At 44.2% G+C, this 19,991-nt stretch carries 18 protein-coding genes; 3 read left to right on the top strand and 15 right to left on the bottom strand.

Annotation, left to right across the window (positions count from 1 at the left end; genetic code table 11):
* Positions 1–29 precede the first annotated feature (29 nt).
* From FND36_04340 to FND36_04305, 8 genes are all read right to left on the bottom strand, one after another.
* A complete protein-coding gene (locus tag FND36_04340) occupies positions 30–1,733 on the bottom strand; it encodes a S8 family peptidase (protein ID QDW73333.1) in 1,704 nt (567 codons plus the stop codon).
* A gap of 56 nt (positions 1,734–1,789) precedes the next feature.
* On the bottom strand, positions 1,790–3,223 hold the full coding sequence (gene clpX, locus FND36_04335) for an ATP-dependent Clp protease ATP-binding subunit ClpX (GenBank protein ID QDW73332.1): 1,434 nt from the start codon (positions 3,221–3,223) through the stop codon (positions 1,790–1,792).
* A gap of 32 nt (positions 3,224–3,255) precedes the next feature.
* On the bottom strand, positions 3,256–5,211 hold the full coding sequence (gene ligA, locus FND36_04330; GenBank protein ID QDW73331.1) for an NAD-dependent DNA ligase LigA: 1,956 nt from the start codon (positions 5,209–5,211) through the stop codon (positions 3,256–3,258).
* Complete coding sequence (locus FND36_04325) at positions 5,159–5,905, bottom strand: pseudouridine synthase (protein ID QDW73330.1); 747 nt, start codon at positions 5,903–5,905, stop codon at positions 5,159–5,161. Before FND36_04325 ends, ligA begins: the two co-directional genes overlap by 53 nt.
* 3 nt (positions 5,906–5,908) lie before the next feature.
* Complete coding sequence (locus FND36_04320) at positions 5,909–7,141, bottom strand: hypothetical protein (protein ID QDW73329.1); 1,233 nt, start codon at positions 7,139–7,141, stop codon at positions 5,909–5,911.
* Between the two features lie 15 nt (positions 7,142–7,156).
* Positions 7,157–8,260, bottom strand: coding sequence for an MBOAT family protein (locus FND36_04315; GenBank protein ID QDW73328.1), 1,104 nt, complete (start codon positions 8,258–8,260; stop codon positions 7,157–7,159).
* Between the two features lie 129 nt (positions 8,261–8,389).
* A complete protein-coding gene (locus tag FND36_04310; protein ID QDW73327.1) occupies positions 8,390–9,688 on the bottom strand; it encodes a site-specific integrase in 1,299 nt (432 codons plus the stop codon).
* An 83-nt stretch (positions 9,689–9,771) separates the two neighbouring features.
* Positions 9,772–10,389: a helix-turn-helix transcriptional regulator gene (locus FND36_04305; protein QDW73326.1), complete on the bottom strand. Its 618-nt coding sequence runs from the start codon at positions 10,387–10,389 to the stop codon at positions 9,772–9,774.
* A gap of 175 nt (positions 10,390–10,564) precedes the next feature.
* Between FND36_04305 and FND36_04300 the strand changes: the two genes are divergently transcribed.
* Together FND36_04300 and FND36_04295 are read left to right on the top strand one after the other, a co-directional pair.
* Positions 10,565–10,798 (top strand): helix-turn-helix domain-containing protein, encoded by a 234-nt coding sequence (locus FND36_04300; GenBank protein ID QDW73325.1) that lies wholly within the window; start codon positions 10,565–10,567, stop codon positions 10,796–10,798.
* A gap of 446 nt (positions 10,799–11,244) precedes the next feature.
* A complete protein-coding gene (locus tag FND36_04295; GenBank protein ID QDW73324.1) occupies positions 11,245–12,855 on the top strand; it encodes a MobA/MobL family protein in 1,611 nt (536 codons plus the stop codon).
* Positions 12,856–12,939: 84 nt separating this feature from the next.
* Here the strand turns inward: FND36_04295 and FND36_04290 are convergent, their stop codons facing one another.
* From FND36_04290 to FND36_04260, 7 genes are all read right to left on the bottom strand, one after another.
* Positions 12,940–13,851 (bottom strand): helix-turn-helix transcriptional regulator, encoded by a 912-nt coding sequence (locus FND36_04290; protein QDW73323.1) that lies wholly within the window; start codon positions 13,849–13,851, stop codon positions 12,940–12,942.
* Positions 13,832–16,159, bottom strand: a complete 2,328-nt coding sequence (locus tag FND36_04285; protein QDW73322.1) for an ABC transporter permease — start codon at positions 16,157–16,159, stop codon at positions 13,832–13,834. Before FND36_04285 ends, FND36_04290 begins: the two co-directional genes overlap by 20 nt.
* 1 nt (position 16,160) lies before the next feature.
* Positions 16,161–16,928, bottom strand: a complete 768-nt coding sequence (locus FND36_04280) for an ABC transporter ATP-binding protein (GenBank protein ID QDW73321.1) — start codon at positions 16,926–16,928, stop codon at positions 16,161–16,163.
* Positions 16,929–17,244: 316 nt separating this feature from the next.
* Positions 17,245–17,484: a toxin-antitoxin system protein gene (locus FND36_04275; GenBank protein QDW73320.1), complete on the bottom strand. Its 240-nt coding sequence runs from the start codon at positions 17,482–17,484 to the stop codon at positions 17,245–17,247.
* Positions 17,485–17,700: 216 nt separating this feature from the next.
* A complete protein-coding gene (locus FND36_04270; protein ID QDW73319.1) occupies positions 17,701–18,069 on the bottom strand; it encodes a hypothetical protein in 369 nt (122 codons plus the stop codon).
* A gap of 16 nt (positions 18,070–18,085) precedes the next feature.
* Positions 18,086–18,571, bottom strand: a complete 486-nt coding sequence (locus FND36_04265; protein ID QDW73318.1) for a DUF4358 domain-containing protein — start codon at positions 18,569–18,571, stop codon at positions 18,086–18,088.
* Positions 18,571–19,386, bottom strand: a complete 816-nt coding sequence (locus tag FND36_04260; GenBank protein ID QDW73317.1) for a hypothetical protein — start codon at positions 19,384–19,386, stop codon at positions 18,571–18,573. Before FND36_04260 ends, FND36_04265 begins: the two co-directional genes overlap by 1 nt.
* A gap of 136 nt (positions 19,387–19,522) precedes the next feature.
* Here FND36_04260 and FND36_04255 point away from each other — a divergent pair, with 136 nt between their 5' ends.
* Positions 19,523–19,990: a hypothetical protein gene (locus FND36_04255; protein ID QDW73316.1), complete on the top strand. Its 468-nt coding sequence runs from the start codon at positions 19,523–19,525 to the stop codon at positions 19,988–19,990.
* Position 19,991 lies beyond the last annotated feature (1 nt).

Raw genomic sequence — 19,991 nt, 5'->3', positions numbered from 1 at the left:
TCTCCTTTTGATTTATGTACTGTATTTCTCTACAGCCTTCTCAAGCGGTCCAAGGACTGATAGACGTTCATCCTTCCATATCCCCATTCCCGGTTCGGATATTCCAAGAAATTATCCTGTTCTGTCCCAAGAATGATGATCCCTGCTACTGCGCTGGTGGTGATCCCCATGGTCATGGGCTGTTCTCCCAGCCACTGCATAATCAGCGCCGAGGCTCCTGCCGTGATGCCCACCGCCGCGCTGGAACCAGTTCTCTTTACAAATCTTCCCTTTGGCCCCAATCCTGTGATATCTACTCCCGGCACCGCAAAATCAGGCTTTATCAATCCACCTCTAGTATACCCTCTCCCAGAATGAATATCAACACCCTTATCCTCCCCGTTATAGAACGCCACTGTGATCGCTTCCTCCGTACTGCCCGGTTCTGTCAGCGTCGTATTCGGGTCCGCTTCCAGGAAATACACTTCGCCGCTTAAAAAATCCTGGAGCGGCAGCCAGATATGGAACTCCCCTTCTGAGATCTGGATCGCCTCTACTCCAATCTTCCATATCCCTCCCGCCGGGTTCTGAAACCGGAAGAAGATCAGCTGAGAGTCCTCATTTTCAATGAGAAGCCGGTACTCCACATCTACCTGTGTCCCGTCAAAAGGGAAATTCAGACGGTACATACTTCCCTGCCTGAGAGAGATGACAGGGCTCTTCTCCCCGGAAGGCGACACTAAGTACGCAGTTACGATATTGGGCAGTGTGGTCCACACCTCTGCCGCAAATCCTTCCACCCCGTCTTCCACCCGGATCTCCGCTTCCCGGACGCTTCCGGCAGAATCCAGCCTTCCAAAATAGTGATGCCGATAGGCCGCTTCATTTCCTCCCCCGATCACCACACAGCGATCAATGGTATTGGCGTATTCCCTGAGGATCCTGGAAAGCAGGGAACCTCCATTGTGTCCGCCAAAAGTTGTGCCCAGCGCGATACAAAGCACCAGAGGCAGTCCCTTTTCCTCGGCCAAACGGTTCAGATAATTAAGCCCCTGCATGATATCATTTTCCTGATAGCAGACAGCCTCCGGCTTGATCGCGTAGAATTCTTTCAGATAGTCTTTGGCCTCTTTCAGCTTTACCACGCCGATGGCCGCGGCCGGAGCCGCCCCGGAAAACCGCTCCTCGTTCACCGGACTTCCCGCCGCGATGCTGGCCAGAAACGTACCGTGGCTGTTTTCATCCCGACTGGGCACCACTTCCTCCGGTTCCTCAGAGCGCAGCGCCTCATTGATCTGTCTTTGTGTATATTCAGTCCCGTAGAAAAAACCCTCCGGCGGCCTCCCTGTCTGGATCGTCTGATCCCAGATTCCTACGATCCTGGTGCGGCCATCCAGGTCTTTAAAAATCTCGTTTGTATAATCGATGCCCGTATCTACCAATCCAATCATGATTCCTCTGCCATCCAGATTCAGCGCGGGATAATTCTGTACGGTACTGATCCCAGTCTCATTTAATGCGTCCATATCCAAAAGTCCATAACACTGGGGAATAGAAGGGTATCCATAATTCTCAAAAGTCAGGTCTCCCGTCGTCCGACTGTCTACAGACACGATCCGGTAGCCTAATCCCGCCTCCTGGACACAGAACCTTTCCGGCGAACTTAGGATTTCTTGGTCTCTTCGATAGCCTGGTATGATAAAGTCCCAATAGTCCTGGGAAATAATCTTCTCTCTGCAGCCTTCCAGCTCCATAAAAACACCCCATATACTTTTTGTAAGTATATGAGGTGTAATATTTCAGATATTCCTTACGGAAGTCTGGCCACCTGCTGTCCCCGCAGCGTGATGATCGGGCCTCCTGTTCCCTCAACGTAATCCTTGGTGATCGTCACCTGGCCGATATTATCGTCTTTGGGGATCTCATACATGATATCCAGCATAAATTCCTCAATGATAGCCCTCAAAGCTCTGGCCCCAGTATCCTTTTTCATTGCCTTCTTAGCGATCGCCTCCAGCGCTTCTTCTTCAAAATCCAGCTTCACTTCGTCTAACGCCAGGAGTTTCTGGTACTGCTTCAAGATCGCGTTCTTTGGTTCTTTTAAAATCTTCACCAGCATGTCTTCATTCATTCCCTGCAAGGTGAAGATAATAGGAAGCCGCCCCAGGAATTCCGGGATCATTCCAAAATTCCGGAGATCTTCTACAGTCACTTTCTCCAGGATCGTTTTATCCTTATCATATTTGTCCTTCAGGTCAGCGCCAAATCCTATGGAGGACTGTTTGGTCAGCCGTTCCTTGATGATGCCTTCCAGATCCGGGAACGCGCCGCCGCAGATGAACAGAATATTTCTTGTATTCACGGTGGTCAGCGGCACCATCGCGTTTTTACTGTTGGCGCCCACCGGCACCTCTACGTCGCTTCCCTCCAGGAGTTTCAGCATTCCCTGCTGGACAGATTCTCCGCTGACATCCCGCTGGTTTGAATTTCTCTTTTTGGCGATCTTATCGATCTCGTCAATGAAAATGATCCCCTGCTCCGCCTTCTCAACGTCATTATCCGCCGCCGCTAAAAGCTTGGAAACTACGCTCTCAATATCGTCTCCTATGTAGCCTGCTTCCGTAAGCGAAGTGGCGTCCGTGATCGCCAGGGGCACATCCAGAAGCTTGGCCAGGGTCTTGACCAGATAGGTCTTGCCAGATCCTGTAGGACCGATCATCAGCATATTAGACTTCTCGATCTCGATGTCGTCCATCGTGTCTGTGGCCACCCGCTTGTAGTGGTTGTAAACTGCTACAGACATGGCTTTCTTGGCATATTCCTGCCCCACCACATACTCGTCTAACTGAGCCTTGATCTTGTGGGGCGCCGGCAGATTTTTCAGGTCTACCAGGGGAACTCTTTCTTCTCCCTCTTTTTTCTTCTTGACCTTCTGCTGTTTCGGCACCGACTGTTCCAGATCCGATAAGTTCATAAACTGTACTCCAGGGGGCAGATTATTCATAAGCTGGGAGTAATCTACCTGCCCGCTGGTCATGGCGTCAAAGCTCTTCTGCATACAGTCCCGGCACACACAGATATTGTTCGGAAGGTCGATCATCTTCCCGGCCACGCTCTCCGGCCGCCGGCAGATAAAGCAGACCTTCTCATATTCATTGTCGTCCTTGTCCTGCTCTTCTACGACACCCTGTACGTTTTCTGCTTTCTCTATTTCCTGTTCATTTCTGTTTTCTTTCTCAGACATGTTCAATCCCTTCTTTCTAAAGGCCTTTCTCCTTACGTCATCTTCAGGAATTCATCCTCCGAGATAATAGGAATCCCAAGCTCTCTGGCCTTTTTATTCTTCGATGATGTGGAAGTCACGTCATTATTGATCAGGTAATCTGTCTTAGACGTAACAGAACCCGTCACCTTTCCTCCAAGGCTTTCGATCAGCGCCTTTACCTCTCCCCGGTTAGCGAAATGTTCCACGCTTCCGGTGATCACAAAGGTCTTTCCCTCCAGCGTCTGGGCCGCTCCTGTTCCTTCCTCTTCTTCGATGGTCAGTTCTTTCATGAGACGTTCCAGCCGCTCTACATGGACCGGATCGGCAAAATATTCTACAAAAGCTCCCGCGATCACGCCTCCGATCCCGGAGATCCCGCTCAGCTCTTCCGCGTCTGCCGCCAGCATCCGCGCAAGGTCGTGATCAAAATACTTGCAGATCATCTTGGCGTTGGCAAGTCCGATATTGGCGATCCCCAGACCGTAGATCACTCTAGGCAGCGTCGTACTCCTTGCTTTTTCAATGCTGGCCGCCAGGTTATTGTAAGATTTCTCTCCAAAACCGTCCATGGTCTTTATCTCTTCCTGATGCCGGTCCAGGTGGAAGATGTCTGCGTATTCCCGGATAAATCCGCGGGAAATAAATTTCTCCAGCGTGGATTCCGAGAGGCCTTCGATGTTCATTGCGTCTCTGCTGACAAAGAGGGTAAACGCCTTCACATGTTTCGCCTGGCAGTCCGGGTTGGTACAGTAGAGGGTCTTTGCGTTTCCCTCCTGCCGGATCTTTGTCCTGCCCTGGCAGACCGGACAGACTTCCGGAATGTCCCTGACTCCGCTTCTGGTCAGGTTCCGGGCGATCTGCGGGATGATCATATTGGCCTTATATACCTCGATCTCATCTCCTACGCCCAGCTCCAACTCTTCCATGATGCTGATGTTATGGACGCTGGCCCGGCTCACGGTGGTGCCTTCCAGCTCCACGGGTTCAAATATGGCCACCGGATTGATAAGCCCTGTCCTGGAAGGGCTCCACTCGATCTCCAGAAGCTTGGTCCTGCAGGTTTCATCCGCCCATTTAAACGCAATGGAATCTCTTGGGAACTTGGCTGTGCGTCCCAGAGACTGGCCATACTCTATATCATCATATATTAACACGAGTCCGTCTGAGGGGAAATCATTCTTCGCGATTTTTTCGGAAAATTTAATAACTTCCGCCTCCACCGTCTCTCTGGTAACTTCATGGTATTCCACCGTCTCGAACCCTTCTTGCTCCAGCCATTCCATCTGGGAAGCCCTGGAGTTATGGAAATCTACTCCCGCCGCCCGTACCAGCGCAAAGGCAAAAAACCGCACATTTCTTTTTGCTGTGATCTCATTGTTGAGCTGGCGGACAGACCCGCTGCACAGATTCCTTGGGTTCTTGTATTTCGCCTGAACGTCTGTGATCTCCTCGTTGATCCGCTCAAAATCCTTGTAGCCGATCACAGCCTCTCCCCTAAGGATCAGCTCCCCCTGATAGCTGATCTTCAGCGGGATATTGCGGAACACTCTGGCATTGTTGGTGATCACCTCGCCAACTTCCCCATTTCCTCTGGTGACCGCCTTTACCAGTTCTCCGCCCTGATAAGTCAGAACGATGGTCAGGCCGTCCATCTTCCAGGACAGCAATCCTTTCTGATCTCCCAGGAAGTCTTTTAAGCCCTCCGCCTCCTTGGTTTTATCCAGAGAAAGCATAGGCTCTTCGTGCCGCTCCTTGGGCAGTTCGCTCAAAACCTCATAGCCTACATTCACTGTGGGGCTGTCTGACAGCGTGATTCCAAGCTCCTTTTCCAGCTCCACAAGCTCGTCGTACAGGCTGTCATACTCATAGTTGCTCATGATCTCCTGGGCATCCTGATAGTAGGCTTTCCCCGCTTTATTCAGAAGTTCTACCAACTCCTGCATCCGTTTTTGTTTCTGTCTGTTCATATAATTCTCTGGCCTCTTCCTCAGTCAGCGGCCGGAATTGCCCCGGCTTCAGACTGCCTAATTTAATATTCATGATCCTTACTCTTACCAATTTCTTTACCTGATATCCAAATACCTGGCACATCCGGCGGATCTGCCGGTTAAGTCCCTGCGTGAGTATGATGCGGAAGGTATATTTCCCAATCTTTTCCACCGGGCAGGGCCTGGTCATGGCATCCAATCCCTTCTCTTTGTCCTTGATATGGACTCCCTTTCTCATGCCTTCCAGGAATTCTTCCGTTATCGGCCGATCTACCGTCACCTGATACTCTTTTTCATGGAAATACCGGGCCCGCATCATACGGTTGATCAGATCCCCGTCGTTGGTCATGATCAGAAGGCCTTCGGAATCCTTGTCCAGCCGTCCGGCGTAAGTGACTCTGACCGGATAATCCAGGAACCTTGCCGTGCTTTTCCTCTCTCTGCGGTCTTCCGTACACACGATCCCCGCCGGCTTATAGAAAGCCAGCACGACTTTATCCTCCCTGCCGGCCACCAGCTTTTTCCCGATCCTGACTTCCTGGCCCTCTGTCACCTGCATCCCTGGAACGGCCTTTTGTCCGTCCACCGTCACACGCCCCGCCTGGATCAGGCGGTCCGCTTCCCGCCGGGAGCATACGCCGGCTTCACTTAAGTATTTATTCAATCGTACCATCGTTCATACTCCGTTGGTAATATTTTCTTCTGCAGCAGCTTCTTCCGCAGTTTCTTCCTCTGCCAGAACATCCGCAAGCGAATTATCTGTGACAAAGGTATTGACATTATACAAAAACAAAATGTCGGTAATCCCGTAACTTTCCACGAGACTATCTACATTTTCATAATAATATCGCGGATCTACCATAATAATATTTTGATAATACGGAAGCAAAAACTGTACAAAACAATTTGCGTAAGAATCTTTAAAAATCAAAAGATTCTTTCGCTCCGGCTGAGTCGTACTGATATCAATCCGCGCGTGATTTCCTCCAAAAAAGACCGTATATTTATCTTTTTCCTTCAGACACTTGCTGTTATAAATAGATGTGGATTTCTCCCCCTCTTCTACATAAGAAACGACATAATCTACCGTCTGATTCTTCGGCTGATATACCTGAACCAAGTCTTTGGAGCCATGATAGCCGCTTTTCGATGCAAGAGTCCCTTGGAAATCACTAGCCACTGTATGGACTGCATAATCCGTTTCTATATTTTCCAATTTCATTGCTCCTGCCACTTCCTCAAAGGCATATCTGGCCCCAAGACTGGTCCAGTGATGGTCGGTCTTATAATAAATGTCCTCTTTTGCGTGTTTTTGTAACGCGCCAGTCACATCAATGTCTTTTATTGAACTTCCTTCCATCTCCCTTATCTTTTTCAGATCATCCGCCTGATCCCGGACCGGCGCCTTGGCTGGCAGATGATCCGCCAAGATATAGTACGCATTTGGCGCCAAACACATATATGTGGGAATCTCCTCGTGGCGTCCCGCGAAATCTGATATTGCCGCCATATTTCTCTCTACATTTTTCCAGTCCGGCTCACTTGGTTTCTCGATCAGATATCCATTCTTTCCAAGATACACCCCGTTGGATTCTTTCTTTCCAAGGAATCGATCCTCGTAGAGTTTTAACGAAATCCATTGATTCCTAGCAAAAAACTGATCCGATACATAGGTCTCAAAATCCGTCATGAAATCTCCGCTTTTGATCGACTCCCAAGTAAGCTTTGGCCTGCTTGCAAGCACTCGGTTTTCTTCATCAGAGAATTCCTGATCTCTCTTTACTATATTTAACAGAACAAAAATCAGCAGCAGCACACCGAATACTCTAGCTAGTCTCCGATAAAATCTGCTCTGGATTTTTCTTCCTCTTTTTTCTCTCTGCCTTCTTTTCTCGTCTCTCTGCGTCATATTGCGTCAGTCCTCTTAAAATCTAAAATATAAGAATGGATTATACGTCGCGTTTACCAGATAAGCCAGCGACAGAAGGAAAATCGCCATATACGCTCCCATTGCCACGGCCGTCCGGCCTTTTGCGCCGCCAAACACAATCTGTTGAAATTTTTTATAAGCATAAGGCGCTGAACAAATAATAGAAATCACAAATAAGATCAGATAATTATACAGGTAGTAAATTCCTGCCGCATCCGCAAATCCATCAGCGCCAATTCCAAACATCACTCCGATATAAGAAAGCGCTTCTCCCATTCCAGGAGAGAAAAATAATACCCAGCCCACCATCACGAAAAGCATAGTATAGATGTGTTTGATGATTCCTGGCACACGCTCTAAAACTTCTTTTAATACATATTTCTCCAAAAGCAGCAGCACTCCGTAATATACGCCCCAGAAAATAAAGTTCCAGGCCGCCCCATGCCAGAAACCAGTCAGAAACCATACGATAAAAATATTGCGGATCGCCTTCTTGGTCCCCACCCGATTTCCTCCTAAAGGAATGTATACATATTCTCGGAACCATGTGCCAAGAGAAATATGCCATCTTCTCCAAAACTCAGTCACACTTTTGGAAATATATGGGTAGTCAAAGTTTTTCATAAATTCAAACCCGAACATTTTCCCAAGCCCGATCGCCATATCAGAATAGCCGCTGAAATCAAAATAAATCTGGAACGTATAGGCGGCGCATCCCACCCAGGCTGACAGCATCGACATCTCGCCCTGAGGCAGGGCCGCGATCGCATCATAGGCCATTCCCACATTATTCGCCAAAAGCACTTTCTTCCCCAAGCCGCGCAGAAACCACGCCGCTCCGTTTCCAAATTTGGCGAGCGTCACTTTTCTCTCTTCCAGCTGCCCTTCAATATCCGAATAGCGCACGATCGGGCCTGCGATCAGCTGCGGAAACATCGTAATATATGTTCCAAAATTGATCAGGTTCTTCTGTACGGCCACATTATCTTTATACACATCTATGATATAGGATAATGTCTGGAATGTATAGAAAGAAATTCCGACAGGAAGTGACAGCTCCTTATAAGGAATATCTACCGGAAGAATAAAATTCAAAATTGCTCGTGTATTTTCTCAACTTTCCAGTATTTACGGGCTTTCCCGCCCATCAGCATCTATGTAATTTGCACTTTTCCCTTATTTTTTCCCTTGTGAGGAATCTATAAGGGAAAAAGTGTTGTTTTCGTTTTAATCGTTCCCTACTACCTTATCAAGAAGCCTTGCTGAATTCTTCTTGGCTTCCCTTGTAGCATGGGCGTAAATATTCATTGTGGTACTTACTGCCGAGTGTCCCAAGAGTTCCTGCACATCCTTCGGTGGTGCTCCGTTTGCTAACAGATTGCTTGTGTAAGTGTGTCTTAATGAGTGGAAGTGGAAGTTTTCAAATCCTTTCAGGTGCTTTCTGATTGACCTGCACATCCAGTCCAGCGCTTCCCTTCCTAAGTACATTCCGTCCTGTCTGACACACACCAGCGAAATCTCTGTGTAGTCCTCCGGCACTTCCTGCGTTCCGTCCAATGAATACAGTTCGTAGTAAACTCTGTTCTTTTCTCTGACTTCCTTGTAGTAATTCCTCTGATAAAGCTGTCCGTACTGAAAGCGTTGCTTGTGCTGTTCCTTTTTCGCCTTTCGTAAGATTTCAGCAAGAGTATCGCCAAAATCCACGATTCTGACCTTTTTACGCTTGGTAGGTCCTAACTCCAGCTTATGCCTTGCATTGTTCCGGCTTAAGCTCCTACGCACCGTCAGATACTGTTCTTCAAGGTTGATGTCATCCCAGGATAATCCAGTCACTTCCCCAATTCGCAGACCTGCATAATATGCTATCTGCACTGCCAGCAGTGAGGAGCTTTTCTTTTTGATAAGATAAGCTATGATTTCATTGTACTGCTGGTGGGTAATGGTCTTTTCCTGCGAAAAATCTTCATCTTCGGTAGCGAACAAATCCACTTCCTGCGTCGGTCTTCTGATTACTACATACTGCATAGGGTTGAAACTGATATACTGCTTTGGAAACACCGCATACCGGAAAGCCCTCTGTAACACTGCTGAAAATGAATGGATACGGTCTATGCTTAATGGTTTTGCTTCCGTACCATCGGGAGCCGTTCCACCGAAGCTTAAATAATCCATAAATTCCTGCATGTGTTCACTTGTGACTGTCCGAAGCTTTCTTTTGCTTAAAGGGTGTCTCTTAATAATCTTCACCACCCCGAGATAAAGGGTTACAGTGTTATTACTAAGGGAACTGACTTTTAATTCCTCATCCACCCACACATCCAGAAGCTCTCCCAGTGCGATGTTCTCCGTTTTGGCTACGATTTTCTTACTTTCGTATTCTTCCATAGCCTTACGGAGCAGTTTTTCCGTTTCCGACTTACTTTCTGTTCCTACGCATTCCTTCTGAACCAAGTTACCACTGGCATCCTCCACATAATAGCGGTAATACCATTTCTTGCCTTTTTTCCTTACAGAACCTTTTGCCATAATCGTTTCTCCTTTCGATATCGACAATCGGAACTGATGAAATGCTTCTTGCGTGTAAGTATATCATAACTCCGGTTGTCTAACTATACCGATTCGGAATCTTCCGATAAAAGATTTGCAAGCCTCTGTGTGGCTGTTTCCGGTTTCTTGGAATAGAGCCTTATCACATCTGCCATGTCATTAAAGGCATTGACTGTGTGGGTAATCTCCCTAAGAAACATGATTTCGTTGTATTCCTTATTCGATTCAAAACCTATGGTGGCTGCTATGTCTGCATTCTCCGTGTTGCCCTTGAAGTTCTTGCAGGCAAACTGGAACGAATCCATAAACAACTCATACTCCTGTAATATCAGTAGCAGTAGGTCTTTCGAGAAGTCAGCTTCCTCATTATTAAGGTCAAAGGGTAAACGGTTTAAAATACTGCTCATTGCATCACGAATCTGTAATTCCCTTTTATCCGTAATGTCTGTTTCGTATTCCTCTGTTTCGCCTTTGAGCCATTCCACAGATACATGAAGTGCTTCTGAAAGTCCATCCAGCACCAGCTTCTTGGTATTGTCGATTGTTCCGGCTTCATATCTCTGAATGGTGGAAGCTGTCACTCCCATCTTTTCAGCTACATAAGGCTGTTTCAATCCTAATTCCAATCTTCGCTGTTTTGCCCTGCTACCGATTAGCTTGCGTAATTCTTTATCTTTCATCTTAATACGCCTCCTTTTTCGGTATGGTACTACTATAACACACATCTTTTGTAATTGCAATATGCAAGTTAATAATTATTTTTAGAATTTCGTAACGCTTGACAAGAAGATATAAAAGGTTTATAGTAGGCTTAGTTCGGAAATTGCATAATGCAATTTGCAAGGAGGTGATTTAATGACAGAAATGAAAATTGCCTTATCCATTGAGGAAGCAGCCGACTATACCGGTATCGGAAGAAATACGCTCCGAGATTTGGTAAAGTGGAAGAAGCTCCCGGTACTTCAGGTAGGACGAAAGGTTCTGATAAAGACTGATATACTGGAGCAGTTCATGGAAGCCAACGAGGGCAGGGACTTAAGGGATAAGAATACTGTCAGAGCAGTTAGCAGAAAAACTGCTGTAACTTAAAAGGGTGGCTTCCTACGAAACCACCCTTTGGTATGTATCAGACCGAAGCCATGATATACCTACACGCAAATAGATTATATCATGTGCTTCCTCTGGTATCAACCAAAACTTACGGGAAAGGAGCAGGAATTTTACAGGACAATTTCATATTGAAGTGAGTGGTACAGACCTTTTAGTGCAATTCTTTTGCAAGCCCTCGGCGTTTGAGAGCGAAATACACCCTTCGCACAAATCTCCGATTTGTACTCTGGGTATTTCGCCCTTGCAGGGAGCAAAGTCACGCCTGCGTGACTTATACAAATGCTGTCGCATTTGAGATAATGCCGGACACGGCATTGTGTTCGTACGAGGATGTGCAACATCCTTTGGACACACTAAGTGTCCACTCACTTATATAATCCTTCCACCTCTTTCCCTAAGTAACATTTACGAGAGGAGGAAGCACTATCGAAAGAAATTCATTTATTCAGATGAGCAAGCTCCACAATGTCCGTGGCAGGATTACTTATATATCCAATCACGCCAAGCAGGAAAATCTGTATGCGGTTTATGAAACCACAGACCGACACTACTGGACGGAGCTTGCCAGATTTAATCAGCAGGAATTTCAAAAAAGCGGTACGGAAGGGAAATGTATCGAGGCAAGGGAACTGATTATAGCCCTGCCGGAATCCTTCCCCGACCTATATAACCCCGACAAGCTGTTACAGATGTTTACCAACCGCTTTAAGGAAAAATATGGTGTGGAATGTGTATCAGCCCTGCACCATAACAAACGCAAGACCAACTATCATATCCATCTCATCTTTTCCGAAAGGGAACTGTTACCGGAACCCATAGAAAAGATTGCCACACGCAATATGTTCTACAACGAACAAGGTAAGCATGTACGCACCAAGAAAGAGATACTGGATGATAGCGGGAATGTCCGCAAAGGCTGTAAGATTGTCAAGAAGGGCGAAGTTTATGAGCGAACCTTATTTACCGCCAAGAACAAGCTGTTCAAGCAGGAGCATTATCTGGACGAGGCAAAACGCTTCTATACCGACCTTATCAATCTTCTGATAGAAGATGATAAAGACAAGCTCCATGTATTCGATAGAAACGGATTGTATCTTGCTACCAAGAAAATCGGTAAGAATAATCCCAAAGCGGAACAGATAAAAGAAGATAATGAGGTGCGTATGCAGTGGAATCACGAAGTAGACCGAGCCTTAGTCAGCCAAGTGCCGGAGGATGAGATACGGCAGATAAAGCAGAAATGGATTACGGAGCGTATCCGGTTATCCATTGATGTATTCGGCAAGTGTCCTGAGAAACTGACAGGCATTATCACAATAGCCACAGCGAAACTTGCACTTCTGATTTCCAAGGTACTGACCGCCGCAAGGGAACTAAAAAACAAGCTGTTCCATGAAGCTCTTGAAAAAGAATACGGAAGCATGTCTGTTATTAAAGCAGAGGACACCGCAGAGGTTATTACAACTCCGGCTAAGGAAGTAATAACAGAACCCAAAGCACCAGAAAACACTATTACTGCAACTGCTCCAAAGGCAGAGGTTCAAGAACCACCCAAGCCACAAATACCTCCAAGACCGGTTATGCCACCGGAAGCTGCCACTTTCTCAAGACTTCAAAAGATTAAGGTTACTCTTGATAAACACAATAACCTTATCTTTGAAGCAGAGCGTGAACGGACAAAACTGGAGATTGAATTGGCTGATTTAAAGGGACTTGCAAGACTTACCAAGAAAAAGGAGCTTGAAAACAGGATTGCCACCAAAACCGAGGAAATCCGAACCTTCAAAGCCGGACTATCCGGTATCGTCAGACAGCATGGATTTGCAACGGTGCAGGATTTCTACACAGCATTCTATACCGCACAGCGTGCCAACGACGCATATGAGAAAGAATGTGCCAAGCGGGAGGAAGTCTATGGAGAGAAAGCCACTCCCAAAGCCGAATCAATGCACGAAAAGTTACAGCGGTATCAGGAAAAGGCTGACAGACAGAATGCCAACCAACCTCACCGAAGCAGAGATAAAGGGGCGAGATAATCGCCCCATGCCACAAAAATAGCCGTATCCATACACATAATGGATGCGGCTATTTGAAGTACATAGTATGCGTAAAGCTGAAATTTATCTCTCAACCTCAACAATCAGCTCGGAGAATATGCCTGATATGTTGATTGTATTTTCGGCAGTTTCGTTTTCTTCAAGCTCAACAATTTCTCCGTTTTTGCGGGTGATGAGCTTGCATTTTCTGCCGTTATTTGAGAGTTTGTAGTTATCTGCATTTTCAAGGTGAACAATCGCTTTCGCTTTGAACTGGTTTATATCAAGTTTTGTGCAGTTACCTGAAATAAAAATTTCGTAGTCAGTCTTTGCGGTAAACTCCAGACTTCCCTCTGTGTCCCGGATAAAAACCTTTTCTGCGTCGCCGTCGTACTCAAGTCGGCTGAGGCGTAAATCCTCAATAAGAAGTTCCTTAACGCTTGCTGAAACCTCTGTATGCTCGGTAAACTTTTCAGGGAGTAAAAGAGTAATATCCACGCTTTCCTGTGCTTCAAAACGGCTGACGCCCTTTTTATTTACAAGTTCAACATCCAACTTATTACGCTTTTCGTCAAGTTTCACCTTGAAAAGAGAGCCAATTTCAGCAAGTATTTCGGAAGAAAGCACAATGTGGATTTTTTCATCCACACCTGTTTTGATAGTAATTTTCCTTGCACCGCCCAAGTTTATATCAAAATGCTTGCCGGTGTCGATGTCATAAACTGTTTCGCTTTCGAAAACCACCGGCTTTTCTTCCTGTTTTTTGACCTCTTCAAGCACAAGCTCATCGAGAGTGAGCTTGAAAAGCTCTGCGAGGATAATCATATTTTCAACATCAGGGAGACCTCGCTTGGTCTCCCATTTTGTTATAGCTTGACGGCTTACTCCTATTTTCTCAGCAAGCTGTTCCTGAGAAAGTCCCTCTTTTAATCTGTACTGCTTTAATTTATCACCAAAATCCATTTTTGTCTCTCCCTTATTCCTTAATGAGTACATATGCTGAAATCTTTCTTATCGGCATACACAAAATAATACTTATCATAATGTTTACTAAAATCTGAGCTACTGCAAATAGCATTAAAAAGCCAAATGAAATCTCAATGTTATTTTTCATGACACCCAAAGTCTCAAAAATAAATTGATAGATAGCCGGCATATAATAAATTGCCAAAAAGCTTGAAAGCACAATTGCCACCATCGACACAGGCATAAATGAACCTGTTGTCTGTAAAATAAGCTGTGAACTTGTGTAGCCCATTGCTTTGTAAATACCTAACTCCTGTCTTCTTTTTACAAGCAGAGACTTGATAACAATATATAAAATAAATAACACAACGAGAATTGTTACCGCACAAATTGATACTACAAGCACCACAGTGATACCCATATACATATCCTGTGCTTCAGTTTGAAGCTTGTAAGAATTCACTGTGTCTGCTACCAATGCAGAGTAATCGGATTTATATTCCTTTGTAATCTTTTCGGCATTTTCAGCATTTTCAAGATACACATAGAGGTATGGAGTCTGATTTTGGTTAAAGAGACTGTTGTATCCTTCTATGCTCAGTTCACAAAGCTCGCCCTGTAAATTTACGCTTTGCACAAAGCCTGTAACCTGAAAGCTTTTTGTGATACCGTCCACCGTCACGCTGACTGTATCACCGATTTTAAAATTTTCTTCAAAAGCACTGCCCAAAGCGATTTCATCTGCATCTTTCGGATTTTCACCCATATAACATACATCATTTCTCACCTTTGAGAAGTCCTCGCAGGCAAAAGCAGTCACTGTTTTCTCTTCAATTTTAACAATTGCAGACATATATTTCAATGAATTTTGCACACGATTATCGTTACCAAGTTTTGACTCAAGCTCACTCATGCTGTCGCTTTTAGGATAAATAATCACATCTGCTACTTCGTCTGACAAAGCAGACATAAAATTATCCGGCTCAACTACTACATTGTAGAACAGTGTGCCTGAAAATGCTATGAGAACCGTCAGCACAAAAGACACCAGAAAGAGCATTATATTCTGTTTTGTAGAAGCTATCATCTGCTTTAAGACAAGCAGGAATTTTGTATTGCCTCTGGTTTCTTCAAGCGGAAAATAATTTTTCTTTGTGTGCTTTGAACTTGTATTACCTCTTAAGCCGTCAATAGGCTGAGTTTTCTTGATTTTTCGTGCGGATATATATGTGAAGAACGAAACAACACCGCAAAGAATACAAGCCACACATACAAAGCTCAGCAAATCAAAGCTAACAGCAAACGAAAAACCTGACTGAACAGTAAGCACTGAGCAAAGCACAGGAAGTAAAGTGTAAGACAGACCAATGCCGAGAATTGCAAACAATAGCGAAACAATAGCATAAGGCAGTGTGATACTCGCTACAATCTGAGCACTTGTATAACCCAGAGCTTTAAGCACGCTCATATTTGTAATTTCGGACTCAATAGCATTTTTAACTTTGAAGTTACTGAGGAATACGCTAACTGCAAGGATGATTAGTGCAAAAGCGGTTAAAATAAGTACAAGCAGATCCGTAACCATTGTCCGTGTACCCTTTACGCTTTCGCTGTCAAGAATTGATAAAGCCATAACACCTTTGTTCTCAATTGCTTTGCTGACATCATCTTTCACTTCATCAAGGCTTGCATCGCTCTTTACGCTCATTGAATATTCAACCACAGCCTTGTCACTATAAGAATCCGCAAGCTCTGCAAACTCTTCTTTTGGTAAATAGGCACACAGCAAACCCGAACCATAGTTGCCGTACTGCATTTCTTCAATCACACCTGCCACAGTGAAACTATGGGACTTGCCGTCAATTGCATAAACGATTTCGTCATTCAAAGCAAATCCACCAAAGTTGGATACATAAAGTGGGATATAGATTGGATCGTCAACATTATTTTTGCTTTCACTCACAAGTTCATAATTGTTAAGAGTACGCTTGTCGTCAATGTTATAAAACACTGTGTTCATTGAAAAATCCGCACCATTGAAATCCTTGACAGTAGCTTCTGTCATAATAGCAGTATAGCTTTCGATTTTCTCTACCTTTTCGATTTCATCAATTGCTTTTTCAAGTTCACTGCTGTTCTGGACCTCAGGAACAATTGCGTTGAGCATTGCGGTGCTTAACTTTTCAAACTTTGTATCATAAGCCCTATCTACCTGACACAGCAAAACCGCTGCACAATTTAATATTAGAGCAGTTATCAGAATGATAACGCCGAATGATATAAAGGAGGTTTTTTCTTTTTTTAAGTTGTATAAAATCTGATTTGCTATTTTTTTCATATTACCATCCCATCTCTGTTAAAAAGTTGTTTAGCTTTGCTTCACGGTCTTTACTTTCATTTGTGTAAACCCCAAGGTCACACTCACCGTAGATCATGCCGTCCTTAACATATAACACACGGTTGCCTCTTAAGGCTGTTTTCTTGTCATGAGTTACCAATATAATGCTCTGACCATCATTATGAAGCTTTGTAAAAACATCAAGAACCGCAGTTGAGTTATTTGAGTTCAGTGCACCTGTGGGCTCATCGGCAAAGAGAATCTCGGGTTTATTTATAACTGCCCTTACAATGCCTGCTCGCTGAGCCTCACCGCCCGACACCTGAGATGGGAACTTTTTGCGTGTTATCTCAGGAATATTAACAAGCTCGAAAAGCTCTTTGGCATATTTCACTGAGTCCTTTTTGCTTGCTCCTGACAATGCACTCGCCGTAAGTACATTATCCATAAGGCTCATCTTATCAAGAAGATAGATTTGCTGAAAAACAAAACCACAGTTCTTTCGTCTGAAAATTGCCAGCCTATCATCACTTAAAGATGTAATTGTTTTGTCGTTCCAAACAACCTCGCCCGAGCTGGGCCTGTCCATTCCCGAAAGGGAGTACATCAGTGTGGACTTGCCTGCACCTGAACTACCCATAATCACAGTAAAGTCACCCCTATATATATTAAGGTCTAGATTTTCAAAAATTGTCTGCTCTGTGTCACCTGTGATAAAACTCTTTTTAAGTTTAGTTGCCTTGATAATGATTTCTTTTTTGTTACTCATAACAATGCCTCCATCAGTATTTTGATTTACACTCGCATCTTACACAAAATGAAAAAGTAGCACCACCAACACCTGTTTACAAATCAAAAAACGGACGCTACTTTCCGTAGCATCCGCTTAAAATCAAGTTTTTCAACTTATAATCCCTGAATAAATCTCCTCTCCAAGAATAGCCTTGTCACGCACATAGTAGGCAAAGCTATTAAATTGCCAAATATCTCCTACTCGATAATTCTCTAGTAAGTTAATTTCTTTTATTTTATCACACCAAGCCTAGATATTCTGCCAACATTTTATCAAAAAACATTTATAGAAATCACCAGACTGCCAAACTATCAATCGCATCCACCCATGCCTGCATTTCACCGTCCAAAGCAAGGCGAGCATATTCCAATGGCTCATCTATCGCCAAAGCATTAAGTGAATTTTGTGAGCAAAGAGTAGTTCTTAATCCATCCTCTGCCTTATTACAATCAATTCGCAATATGTAATTCTCAAATGTAGTTACATCAATACTATTTGTAAGAGGGTTATAGTCTGCATATATCAATCTCATCTTATCAGTCCTTTCTTGAAAATGTATTATAAGCATTCCATCTAGTTCCAACTACCATTTTCATAATTTGTTATAAGTTGTTACCAGATTTTCTTTCCCTTGTTTTTTCCCTTATCAGAGTTCATAACCAAGGGTAAAACGATATAACACGATACAAGATGTGACGGAGAGGACACCCACAAAAACTTTAGTATTTTCAAGGGTTTGACGAGATTTTTATAACAAGATATAACAGTTATTAAATCCCTTAAAATACCTCAAGTGAGAATTCAAATTTTCCATCAGGAATCCATAATACTTGAAGAACATCAAAACACCAAGATTCACTGCCACAGCCATCCAAAATACAAATCGCATCTTCCGCCTGTTGCCTTTATCTCTGTGATAGTCAATCTCGACTCCGCTGATGTAATTATAAACAATGCTGAACATCATCAGCACAATATAGATTGGTTCTCCCCATGCATAAAAAATAAGACTGCTGATCAAAAGTACGATATTTTTCCCCGCTTTGGGAACCAAGAAGTAAATGACCAGCGTCAGAGGAAGAAATATAAAAATAAAGAAAACACTGCTAAAAATCATGGTATCTTACTTCCTTTTATAGACTCTTTTGAAATGCCTGATCCGCCGCCTGCGCCTTTTGATTCACTATGAACAGGATATAATTGCCTTCCGTATCCAGCACATGATCGTTTAAAAGCTTACACTGTTCCGGCCCATATCCTTCAAAACTTTGGAGCTGGGTATCCACCCTTTCCCGCACTGCTGTTTCTACTCCATCCGCTTGCGATACATCCCTTAGTTTTACAATCAATACTTCTTCTACCTTCATATTAGAATCTGATACATACAGGCTGACTCCCTCATAATCATTTACATTGATTCCATAAAGCCGCCGCACTGTCCTGTTATCCGCGGCTGAAAGGTCCGTCATATCCACAGCTTTCGTAACCTTTTCCGCCACATCCTCTATTTTAGCATTGCTGATCTTGTCTCCCCGCATCAAGCCCACAATAAAAACAGCCAATAAAATCAGCAGGATATATTTAACAAACCCGATCCCCTTCATCAAATAATCTCTCATTACTCTACCTCTGCCAGCATATTCGCCGCCCAATACTGATAAAACTCTTTTTTAAAATGGATACCATCTTCTTCATATAAATCGTTGTGTTTTTCATATACACTTGTGTTATCTATGTAATGGTATCCCTTTTCCTCACACCACTGTTTCACGGCCTCATTATACTCAGGAATCTCTCGCTCATTTTCGTTTTTCTCAAAGGCCGGGGCCTGGGCTGGAAAAATAGAATTGATATAAATTTCCGTATCCGGCAGCATTTTCATAAGTTCCTGCACAGTCTCCTCGTATGCGGCCACATATTCCTCTGGCGTTTTCCAATATCCACTCGCCACATCATTCAAGCCTGTACATAAAAAAAGACAGGATGGATTCAGAGCCACCATCTGGTCTTCATAAGCAGAAATATCCGCAATAGTCAGACCTCTCTCTGCCAACACTCTCTGCTTGTCCAAAAACTCATAAGAAGAAAATCCTACCGTTCTGGAATCCCCAAATATAACATAATCACTAAATTGCGCCCAAATGGAAAGTTCGCCGGCTTCAATCGCCTCATCCTGCGCCTTCCTCTTTACTTCTTTCACTTCCGCCTCTACAGCAGCAAGATCCTTATTTTCCAATTTCTCCAGATAAACGGTTCCTTCCCGCACTTCATCCCTGGCCGGATCCCACAATGCTCTTACCAGCATAACAATCACAATGACTAAGGTTGCACACACAAGAAGAACAACCCATTTATGCTTTTGAATGATCTTCGTTATTCGTTCCATGATACAATACTCCAAAATACGATAAAATACGACATTCTGTCTTAGCATATATATATCATGTTACATTTTTATTAATTTTTTATTACGCAACTATTAAAATTCCCCCGTTCCATTCGCACTTTTTCTCCACCATATCCAAAACTATGCTATACTGTCTTACAAAGCACAAAGGAGTTTTACCAGAATGAACGTATTTCAGCTTTCCGCAAAGGACACTATGAATCATCTTCTTCTCAAAGAAACCTTCGATTCCTTCTCATTCATCGAGGGCGAGATCACTACCTTTAATAGATTTGCCATAGATGGTTTTCTCCGCAGGGAATTCTTTGACGAACCGCCCGCGTACAGCTACTCCCATTGGAAAGACGTACGCGGCTACTGTCTGGAACTGATCCGCGGAAAGCGGACGCCTTTGGAATTTAAGATCGTATTATCACTGGCGCCGGAGTGTTTCCCCGCTTTCCTTTCCCAATATCAGATCACATCCTTCCGCCCGGAAGAAATCCAGGGATTATACCTGAATTTCCAGTACGATGGAAGCGCGCTGCAATGCGTGACAGGAATCTCGCTCCATTCTTTCTCGCTGGACAAATCTTTAGAGCGCCAATGGGATGAATACGTGGAAGAGTTTCTGAAGAGTTGGAAAATATGAA

The sequence above is a fragment of the Lachnospiraceae bacterium KGMB03038 genome (assembly GCA_007361935.1).
Classification (GTDB): domain Bacteria; phylum Bacillota; class Clostridia; order Lachnospirales; family Lachnospiraceae; genus Massilistercora.
Note: the sequence above shows the minus strand (reverse complement) of the source record. Positions and strands in the feature narration are given on the sequence as shown.

Excerpts from the sequence above, each read along its gene's own strand:
- FND36_04340 (QDW73333.1), bottom strand. The coding sequence starts at position 1,733 with ATGGAGCTGGAAGGCTGCAGAGAGAAGATTATTTCCCAGGACTATTGG.
- clpX (QDW73332.1), bottom strand. The coding sequence starts at position 3,223 with ATGTCTGAGAAAGAAAACAGAAATGAACAGGAAATAGAGAAAGCAGAA.
- ligA (QDW73331.1), bottom strand. The coding sequence starts at position 5,211 with ATGAACAGACAGAAACAAAAACGGATGCAGGAGTTGGTAGAACTTCTG.
- FND36_04325 (QDW73330.1), bottom strand. The coding sequence starts at position 5,905 with ATGGTACGATTGAATAAATACTTAAGTGAAGCCGGCGTATGCTCCCGG.
- FND36_04320 (QDW73329.1), bottom strand. The coding sequence starts at position 7,141 with ATGACGCAGAGAGACGAGAAAAGAAGGCAGAGAGAAAAAAGAGGAAGA.
- FND36_04310 (QDW73327.1), bottom strand. The coding sequence starts at position 9,688 with ATGGCAAAAGGTTCTGTAAGGAAAAAAGGCAAGAAATGGTATTACCGC.
- FND36_04305 (QDW73326.1), bottom strand. The coding sequence starts at position 10,389 with ATGAAAGATAAAGAATTACGCAAGCTAATCGGTAGCAGGGCAAAACAG.
- FND36_04300 (QDW73325.1), top strand. The coding sequence starts at position 10,565 with ATGACAGAAATGAAAATTGCCTTATCCATTGAGGAAGCAGCCGACTAT.
- FND36_04290 (QDW73323.1), bottom strand. The coding sequence starts at position 13,851 with ATGTACTCATTAAGGAATAAGGGAGAGACAAAAATGGATTTTGGTGAT.
- FND36_04285 (QDW73322.1), bottom strand. The coding sequence starts at position 16,159 with ATGAAAAAAATAGCAAATCAGATTTTATACAACTTAAAAAAAGAAAAA.
- FND36_04280 (QDW73321.1), bottom strand. The coding sequence starts at position 16,928 with ATGAGTAACAAAAAAGAAATCATTATCAAGGCAACTAAACTTAAAAAG.
- FND36_04275 (QDW73320.1), bottom strand. The coding sequence starts at position 17,484 with ATGAGATTGATATATGCAGACTATAACCCTCTTACAAATAGTATTGAT.
- FND36_04270 (QDW73319.1), bottom strand. The coding sequence starts at position 18,069 with ATGATTTTTAGCAGTGTTTTCTTTATTTTTATATTTCTTCCTCTGACG.
- FND36_04265 (QDW73318.1), bottom strand. The coding sequence starts at position 18,571 with ATGAGAGATTATTTGATGAAGGGGATCGGGTTTGTTAAATATATCCTG.
- FND36_04260 (QDW73317.1), bottom strand. The coding sequence starts at position 19,386 with ATGCTAAGACAGAATGTCGTATTTTATCGTATTTTGGAGTATTGTATC.
- FND36_04255 (QDW73316.1), top strand. The coding sequence starts at position 19,523 with ATGAACGTATTTCAGCTTTCCGCAAAGGACACTATGAATCATCTTCTT.